Raw genomic sequence first — 8396 nt, forward strand, 5'->3', positions numbered from 1 at the left:
GGGCGGGGTGGGACGCGCTGGCGGGGGGGGGGGGGGGCGGGCCGGCCCACGCCTCAACCTACGAGCAGCTCGCGCAGGTCGTCCATCACCGCCACAGCCTGCACCGCGTCCAGGTCCAGCCCGCGCGGATAGCCGTAGCGCACCAGCGCCACTGGCATGCCGGCATCCACCGCAGCGCGGTAGTCGGTGATCGAATCCCCCACCATCAGCGCGTCCGACGGTGCAACATCGAATGCCGCCGCGATATGCCGCAGTGGCGCACCGCTGGGTTTGCGCTCAGGCAGCGAGTCACCGCCCAGCACCAGCGCGAAGTAATCCTGCACACCCAGATGCGCCAGCAGCGGGCCGACCATCGCGTGCGGTTTGTTGGTGCAGATTGCCAGCGTCACGTCGCGTTCGCGCAGGCCCTGCAGCGCCGGCACCACGCCGTCGTACAAACGTGGACTGCGCAGCAGGCAGGCTTCGTAATGACGCATGAAGCCCGGCATCACCGCGTCCAGGTTGGTTTCGTGTCCGGCGGCATTGAAGGCCTGTTCGACCAGACGGCGCACGCCGTCGCCGATCCAGGTGTGTACGGTGGCTTCGGGTACACGTGGCAGCTGCTGGTCTTCCAGCGTGCGGTTGAGGGCTTCGGCGATGTCGGCGGCGCTGTCGACCAGGGTGCCGTCGAGGTCGAAGATCACCAGCGGATAGGAATACGGCAAAGCGGGCTCACCTTGTGACGTGGGAAACACGATTGTATTCCGGCACCGCGCGGGTCACATGCGTGACCGGAACTCTGGGCTGGCGAAGCGCTCCACCAGAAAATCCAGGAAGCTGCGCATCACCGCCGGCAACTGCCGGCGCGAGGCGTACACCGCATGCAGTCCCATCACGTCCAGTTCGTAGTCCGGTAACACCCGCACCAGCTCACCGGATTCCAGCAGCGGTCCGATCTGGTAGATCGGCAACATCGCGATACCCGCGCCGGCACGCACCGCCTCCACCAGCAACGAGGCTTCATTGGCGCTGATGTTGCCGCCCACTGCCACGCTCACGGTGCGGCCGTCGCGTTGCAGCTGCCACACGCTCTTGCCCACGTAGTGGTGGGTGAGGCAGTTGTGCGCGGCCAGCGCATCGGCGGTGGTCGGCGTACCGTGCGCGGCGAGGTAGGCCGGTGCGGCGCACAGCACCGAATGGCACTGCGCCAGCGGCCGTGCAATGAGGCTGGGATCGATCGCCCGCGAGATGCGCACCGCCACGTCCACGCGCTCCTCCACCAGGTTCACCATCCGGTCCACCAGCAGCAGTTCCACCCGGGTCAGCGGGTAGCGCTGGACGAAGGCGGCCACTGCGGCGGCCAGGTGCGACTGCCCGAATGAAACGCTGGCCGTCACCCGCAGCACGCCGTGCGGCTCGGGGTTGTCGGTGGCCAGTTCGCCGTGCAGCTCTTCGCCGATGGCCAGCATCTGCCGGAACCGCAGCAGGGCCGCCTCGCCCGGGCCGGTCAGGCTGATCCGCCGGGTGGTCCGGTGCAGCAGACGCGCCCCCAGCCAGCGTTCCACCTCGGCCAGGTAGCGGGTGACCATGGCGCGGGACATGTCCAGCGCCTCGGCGGCGGCGGTCAGGCTGCCGCGTTCGACCACCTCCACGAACACGGTCATTGCGGTCATCCGGTCCATCTGATCGATCCATGCAACAAATTAGGCCGTTATACGCGGTTTTTCGTTCGATTTCAGGCGCATAACCTGAGTCTCCTTCCTCAACGGATTCCCTGCTCATGAAGATTGCCCTTGTAGGTGCCACTGGCAACATTGGTCGCGAAATTGCCCGCCAGGCGCTGGAACGCGGTCATCAGGTCACCGCCATCGTCCGCCGCGACACCGGTCTCCCGGCCGAACTGGACGGTGCCCAGCTGGCGATTGCCGCGCTGGACGATACCGACGCGCTGGCGGCGGTCATTGCCGGCCACGACGTACTGGCCAGCGCGTTTGGCCCGCGCCCGGGCGACGACCCGTCCAGGGTCACCACCGTGACCGGCGAGCTGGTGCAGGCAGCACGCCAGGCCGGCGTGCCGCGCTTCCTGATGGTCGGCGGTGCCGGCACCCTGGAAGTGGCTCCGGGCGTGCAGCTGGTGGATACCGAGGGCTTCCCGGACGCCTACAAGCCGGTGGCGCTGGCCGCGCGCAAGGCATTCAACCTGCTGCAGCAGGTGGACGACCTGGACTGGACCTTCTATTCGCCGGCCGCCGAGATTGGTCCGGGGCCGCAGAAGGGCGGGTTCCGGACACAGGCCAAGCAGTTCCTGGTGGGCTCGGATGGGCACAGCCGGATCAGCTATGCCGATTATGCCGATGCGTTCGTGAGTGAGATCGAGACGCCGCAGTACAAGAAGCAGATTGCTACTGTGGCGTATTGAGGTTTGATGGGGTGCGTGCGGTTTCGGGGATTTTCATGCCCCACCGCACGTGGCCCTGCTATCGGCGGTCGACTATCGTGCGACCCTACCGGGGCACGGCATCGCGGGGCACCGTGAAAAATGAGCGGAGCCATTGGTAGAGTCGCACGACAGTCGACTACCGATAGCGATGATCATCGCGACGAAGGCATGACCCCGGCACCGCGCGTCACGACGCGTCAAACAACCCCGGTTGCACCACCTCGTCCGGCTCGCGGAAACCGCCCAACCCCACGCCCACCAACCGGTAACGGGTGTCACCCGGCAGATCCACGCGCGCCCGCAGCGCCAGCGCGATATCCCGCAGTTCCTCCAGCGACGCCGGCGGTGCCTCCGGCGTGAAGCTGCGGGTGATGATGCGGAACTGCGAGGTCTTCAACTTCAGCACCACCGTGTGCCCCACCCGCTCGGTCTTGCGCGTGGCCTGCCAGGTGCGCGCTGCCAGCTCGACAATGGCCGGCTCCAACGCCTCCAGCGGCAGATCCTCGGCAAAGGTGTCCTCGGCGGAAATCGACTGCACCGGCTGGTCCGGTTCCACCGGCCGGTTGTCGATCCCACGTGCGCGCCGGTACAGGCTTTCACCGAAGCTGCCAAAGCGCGCCTGCAGCGCCTCCAGCGGCAGTGCGCGCAGGTCGCCCACGGTGACGATGCCGAGCTCGCTCAGCTTGCCTTCCATCACCTTGCCCACGCCCGGCACGCGCTTCACCGGCAGCGGGGTCAGGAACTGCTCCACCCGATGCGGCGGCACCACGAACTGCCCGTTCGGCTTGCGCCAGTCCGAGGCAATCTTGGCCAGGAACTTGTTCGGGGCGATGCCGGCCGAGGCGGTCAGCTGCGTCTCTTCACGGATCTGCGCACGGATCAGCTGCGCGATCTCGGTGGCAACGGTCATGCCGCCTTTGTGCGCCGTGACATCCAGATAGGCCTCGTCCAGCGACAACGGTTCGACCAGGTCGGTATGACGCAGAAAAATCTCGCGTACCTGCCGCGACACCGCCTTGTAGCGGGAAAAATCCGGCGGCACGAACACTGCATCCGGGCATAACCGTTCGGCGCGCAATGCCGGCATTGCCGAGCGGACGCCAAACACCCGCGCTTCGTACGACGCCGCGCACACCACCGAGCGCGCGCCCTTCCATGCGACCACCACCGGCTTGCCGCGCAGCGACGGATTGTCGCGCTGTTCCACCGACGCGTAGAACGCGTCCATGTCGACATGAATGATCTTGCGGAGGGCAGACACGTTGGCAGGCTTGGGATTCAGATGAACAAGATTACAGCCACACGCTTGAGTATGGTCTTTTCATAACAACAACATGCGTTTTTCAAGCTGAAAACACTACGCTGGCGTACGGTTAAAACGTTTGATTGAATCACTTTTTGTCTGCACTCTCAGCGCCTGTTTCCGCTGCAACTTCTTCAGGATTGCGCTTTCCATGACTCGTCTCAACGCGTTCTCGCGCGAACAGCTGCTGGCCAGTGCCCGCGGTGAACTGTTCGGCCCGGGCAGTGGTCGCCTGCCCAACGACCCGATGCTGATGTTCGACCGCATCACTGACATCCGCGAAGACGGCGGCCCGCATGGCAAGGGCATGGTACGCGCCGAACTGGATATCCGTCCGGACCTGTGGTTCTTCGGTTGCCACTTCATCGGCGACCCGGTGATGCCGGGCTGCCTGGGCCTGGATGCGATGTGGCAGCTGACCGGTTTCTACCTGACCTGGCTGGGCGCACCGGGCCGCGGCCGTGCGCTGGGCTGTGGCGAGGTGAAGTTCACCGGCCAGGTGCTGCCGGAAGCCAAGCTCGTCAGCTATGAAATCGACATTACCCGTGTGATCAACCGCAAGCTGGTGATGGCCCAGGCCGACGCCCGCATGCTCGTGGACGGCCGCGAGATCTACACCGCCAAGGACCTGCGAGTAGGTCTGTTCACTTCGACCGAGAATTTCTGATGCGTCGCGTAGTCATCACCGGAATGGGCATCACTTCGTGCCTGGGCAATGATCTGGACACCGTTTCGAGCGCACTGCGCACTGGCACGCCGGGCATCCGCCCGCTGCCGGACCACGCCGAAGCCGGCCTGCGCAGCCACGTGGGCGGCAATGTGCTGCTCGACCTGGACGCGCAGATCGACCGCAAGCTCAAGCGCTTCATGAGCGACGCTTCGGCGTATGCCTACATCGCCATGCGCGACGCCATCGCCGACGCCGGCCTGGATGAAAGCCAGGTCGCCAACCCGCGCACCGGCCTGATCGCCGGCTCGGGCGGTGGTTCCAGCCAGTGGCAGGTCGAATCGGCGGACATCCTGCGCGCGCGTGGCGTGCGCAAGGTCGGTCCGTACATGGTGCCGCGCACGATGTGCTCGACCGTGTCGGCCTGCCTGGCCACCGCGTTCCAGATCAAGGGCCTGAGCTATTCGCTGTCGGCCGCGTGCGCGACCTCCGCGCACTGCATCGGTGCCGCTGCCGACTTGATCCGCCACGGCGCACAGGACGTGATGTTCGCCGGTGGCGGTGAAGACCTGCACTGGTCGATGAGCGTGATGTTCGACGCGATGGGCGCACTGTCCACCCGCTTCAACGAAACCCCGGAAACCGCATCGCGTCCGTACGACAAGGACCGCGACGGCTTCGTCATCGCCGGCGGCGGCGGCATGCTGGTGCTGGAAGACTACGACCACGCCGTTGCGCGTGGCGCACGCATCTATGCCGAACTCGTCGGTTACGGTGTGACCTCCGACGGCGCGGACATGGTGGCTCCCTCGGGCGAAGGCGCGGTGCGCTGCATGCACATGGCGATGGCCAACGTCAGCGGCCCGATTGATTACCTCAACACCCACGGCACCTCGACGCCGCTGGGCGACGTGACCGAGCTCAAGGCCGTGCGCGAAGTATTCGGCGAAGCCGTGCCGCCGCTGTCGTCGACCAAGGCGCTGTCGGGTCACTCGCTCGGTGCCGCCAGCGTGCACGAAGCGATCTACTGCCTGCTGATGATGCGCGACGGCTTCATTGCCGGTTCGGCCAACATCGGCGAGCTGGACCCGGCCGTGGAAGGCTTCCCGATCGTGCGCGAAACGCAGAATGCGCAGTTGAATACCGTCATGTCGAACAGCTTCGGCTTCGGCGGCACGAACGCCGCGCTGGTGTTCGGGCGGGTTTGATTCGCCGGGCCGTGGGAAACGCCACGGCCACATCAACGGCGGTTTCGATCCGGGGTCATGCGTTAACGAATGTTGGGGATTTCACGGCCGTCGTCTGTCGACCGACGCTACCGAGGCTACGTTCGCGCGATGCCCGATGGGTAGAGTCGGTCGCAAGACGACTGCCGTGAGATTGCCCACGCCCGGTAACGCATGACCACCAAGCAACGAAGCGTTTGGTTTCCAGCCGCCGGAGAAACTCAGCGCGCGAGGTGCGGCAGCAGCAACGCGTGCACGTCGGTGAGGGAGTTGGCGATGCGGTGGCCGAGGGCGCGTTGGGCGGCGTCGGGGATGACCAGGTCGGGAACCTGGATGACCGTCATGCCGGCGGCCAGTGCCGCGCGGGTGCCTGCAGGGGAATCTTCGAGGGCCAGGCATCGCGCGGGGGCCTTGCCCAGCTTTGCCGCGGCCAGCAGGTAGATGTCCGGAGCCGGTTTCGGATGGCTGACGTCACTGCTGGTCACCACCGCCGCGAAATACGGCAGCAGACCGCACGCCGCCAGCTTGCGCGAGGCACGGGGTTCGCGCGTGGAGGTTGCCACCGCGCGCGGAATGTCGTGCTGCTTCAGCAATTCCAACAGTTCCATGATGCCCGGCCGCAGCGGCAGGCCCTGCTGGGTGCGGGCTTCGTACAGGTCGTGGCAGCGCGTGTACAACGCCTGCATCTGCGCCGCGTCGATATGCTGGCGAAGCAGTGTCTCGCAGTCGCGGTCGCCCAAGCCCACCAGCTGCAGCCAGAATGACGCTTCGATCGGCAATGCCAGTTCGTCTGCCGCCTGCGCCCAGCACGCGATCGACACGCGCTCGCTGTCGATCATCAGGCCATCCATGTCGAAGATGACCGCCTCCGGCAGGAACGGCAATGCAGCCAGCGTCGTCATGCAGCGTTGAACAGGGTGTCCAGGTCCGCTGCATCCAGCAGACGCCATTCGCCCTCCGGCAGCGCACCCAGGGTCAATCCACCGATCCGGCTGCGGTGCAGCGCCTCCACGTGGTTGCCCACCGCCGCGAACATCCGTCGCACCTGGTGGTAGCGACCCTCGTGCAGCACCAGCTGCGCCTGCCGCGGGCCCTGCACTTCCAGCTCCGCCGGCAGCAGCGGCTTGTCGTCCGATTCCAGCATCAGCGTGCCACTGGCAAAGCGCGCACCTTCATCGCCGCGCAGGTCCTGCGCCAGCGTTGCCTCGTAGGCCTTGTCCAGTTTCGCCTTCGGCGACACGATCCGATGCAGCAGCGCGCCGTCATCGGTCATCAGCAGCAGGCCGCTGGTATCGCGGTCCAGCCGTCCCACCGACGACAGCTGCGGCGAACGCTCGCGGAAGCGCGGCGGCAGCAGGTCGTAGATCAGACGGCCGGTGTCCTTGGTCGAACAGGTATAGCCACGCGGCTTGTGCAGCATCAGGGTCAGCCCCGGCGGCGGATCCAGCGGCTCGCCATCCACCCGGATGCCCTCGTGGGCCACCGCGTCGTCGGCATACAGCACCTCGCCCTCGAGGTCAGTGATGCGGCCCTCGCGGAACATCAGCTGCACCTGCTTGCGGCTGCCATAGCCCAGGTTCGCGATGTGCTTGACGAGCTTCATGCGCGGCCGCCGCTGCGCCCGCGGGTGGCTTCGATCAGCTTGAAGCCGTCGCGCTCGGCGGCCACACGGACCTCGCCAAAGCTTTCATTGAGGATCTGCTCGTACGGCAGGTGGCGGTTGGCCACCAGCCACAGCCGCCCGCCCGGGCGCAGGGCCTGCGCCGCCACGGCGATGAAGCGCTGGCCGATGTCGGGGCGATCGGCGCGGGCCGGGGTGTGGAACGGCGGATTGGTCACGATGAAGTCGTAACGGCCCTCGATGCCGGCGGTCACGTCCTGCCACAGGTAGCGCAGAGTCGCCGGGCTGCCCAGCGCCTCCAGGTTCACCTTCGCCAGCGCCAGCGCGCGGCCTTCGGCTTCGAACAGGTCCAGCCCGGTCACCTTCGGGCAGCGGCTCAGTACTTCACTGGACAGATAGCCAAAGCCCGCGCCCAGGTCGGCACCCTGCCCGGCCAGATCAGCCGGCAGCTGCTCGACCAGCAGCGCCGAGGCCGGGTCGATGCGGTCCCAGGCGAAGATGCCCGGACGGCTCTGGAAGCGACCGCCCAGGATCGCGCGCGGCGCGTCCAGCGCGGCCCAGCGGGCGGCCAGCGCGGCGTCGTGCTGGCCGTTCAGCGGGGCCGTCCAGTACGCCCGGCAGTGGTTCTTGGTCAGCTTGCCGCCCAGACCGGCCAGCTGCTCGAGGTCGCTCTCGCCGGAGCGCGCGCCCTCGTTGTTGTGCTGGCAGGCCACCACGATGCCGCCCGGGGCGGCCAGGGCCAGCGCGCGGGCAAACAGCGCGCGGGCTTCCTCGCGCTGGCGCGGCGGCAGCACCAGCACCACCGCGTAGCGGGTACTGTCGGCGGCCAGCTCGGCCTCGTCGCGCACCGTCCAGCCGCTGGCCTCCAGCGCCGCGGCGAACGGACGGAAGCTCTGCTCGCAGACCAGCTGGCCCGGCTGGGCGCGCTCGCGCAGCGGCCAGCCGTCGCGGGCGCGCAGGAACAGCACCGGCCCGGCCGGCCAGTCCAGGGCACCGCCGAAGGGCAGGAACAGGGTTTCCAGGGGGGCGTCGTGCTGGGGGGCCATGCGGGGTACGTCTAGAAATGAGACCGCCATTCTACCGGTTCAGCCGGGCGCGGCTTCCCCGATGCTGTAGAGCCACGCCCTGCGTGGCTTCGACCGCGTCTGACACCGCGAAGC

Annotated in this window: 9 protein-coding genes; 3 read left to right on the forward strand and 6 right to left on the reverse strand. The window is 67.1% G+C overall.

All coding sequences use genetic code 11. The annotated features are described in order from the left end of the window. Positions 1–53: 53 nt before the first annotated feature. Entirely contained in the window at positions 54–704 is a 651-nt protein-coding gene (gph, locus tag QMX83_RS18295) for a phosphoglycolate phosphatase (RefSeq protein WP_282298068.1), read from the reverse strand. Positions 705–758: 54 nt separating this feature from the next. Beyond that, entirely contained in the window at positions 759–1661 is a 903-nt protein-coding gene (locus QMX83_RS18300) for a LysR family transcriptional regulator (RefSeq protein WP_282298069.1), read from the reverse strand. A gap of 98 nt (positions 1662–1759) precedes the next feature. On the opposite strand from QMX83_RS18300, the gene QMX83_RS18305 reads away from it, so the two are divergent. Beyond that, positions 1760–2398 carry an NAD(P)H-binding protein gene (locus QMX83_RS18305; protein ID WP_282298070.1) on the forward strand — a complete coding sequence of 213 codons (639 nt, stop codon included), beginning with the start codon at positions 1760–1762 and terminating at the stop codon, positions 2396–2398. Between the two features lie 208 nt (positions 2399–2606). Here QMX83_RS18305 and dinB read toward each other — a convergent pair whose 3' ends face one another. Further along, positions 2607–3680 (reverse strand): DNA polymerase IV, encoded by a 1074-nt coding sequence (gene dinB, locus QMX83_RS18310; protein WP_282298071.1) that lies wholly within the window; start codon positions 3678–3680, stop codon positions 2607–2609. Positions 3681–3873: 193 nt separating this feature from the next. Here dinB and fabA point away from each other — a divergent pair, with 193 nt between their 5' ends. Further along, complete coding sequence (fabA, locus tag QMX83_RS18315) at positions 3874–4389, forward strand: 3-hydroxyacyl-[acyl-carrier-protein] dehydratase FabA (RefSeq protein WP_282298072.1); 516 nt, start codon at positions 3874–3876, stop codon at positions 4387–4389. Beyond that, a complete protein-coding gene (fabB, locus tag QMX83_RS18320) occupies positions 4389–5597 on the forward strand; it encodes a beta-ketoacyl-ACP synthase I (RefSeq protein WP_282298073.1) in 1209 nt (402 codons plus the stop codon). Before fabA ends, fabB begins: the two co-directional genes overlap by 1 nt. A gap of 239 nt (positions 5598–5836) precedes the next feature. On the opposite strand, the gene QMX83_RS18325 is transcribed toward fabB, so the two are convergent. The 3 genes from QMX83_RS18325 to QMX83_RS18335 are packed head-to-tail and all read right to left on the reverse strand — an operon-like array spanning position 5837 to position 8282. Beyond that, complete coding sequence (locus QMX83_RS18325; protein WP_282298074.1) at positions 5837–6517, reverse strand: HAD family phosphatase; 681 nt, start codon at positions 6515–6517, stop codon at positions 5837–5839. After that, positions 6514–7218, reverse strand: a complete 705-nt coding sequence (locus QMX83_RS18330) for a pseudouridine synthase (RefSeq protein WP_282298075.1) — start codon at positions 7216–7218, stop codon at positions 6514–6516. Before QMX83_RS18330 ends, QMX83_RS18325 begins: the two co-directional genes overlap by 4 nt. Beyond that, positions 7215–8282 (reverse strand): class I SAM-dependent methyltransferase, encoded by a 1068-nt coding sequence (locus QMX83_RS18335; RefSeq protein WP_282298076.1) that lies wholly within the window; start codon positions 8280–8282, stop codon positions 7215–7217. The genes QMX83_RS18330 and QMX83_RS18335 overlap by 4 nt, the downstream gene beginning before the upstream one ends. Positions 8283–8396: the final 114 nt, after the last annotated feature.

It is taken from the genome of Stenotrophomonas sp. PS02289 (genome assembly GCF_029960115.1).
Lineage (GTDB): Bacteria > Pseudomonadota > Gammaproteobacteria > Xanthomonadales > Xanthomonadaceae > Stenotrophomonas.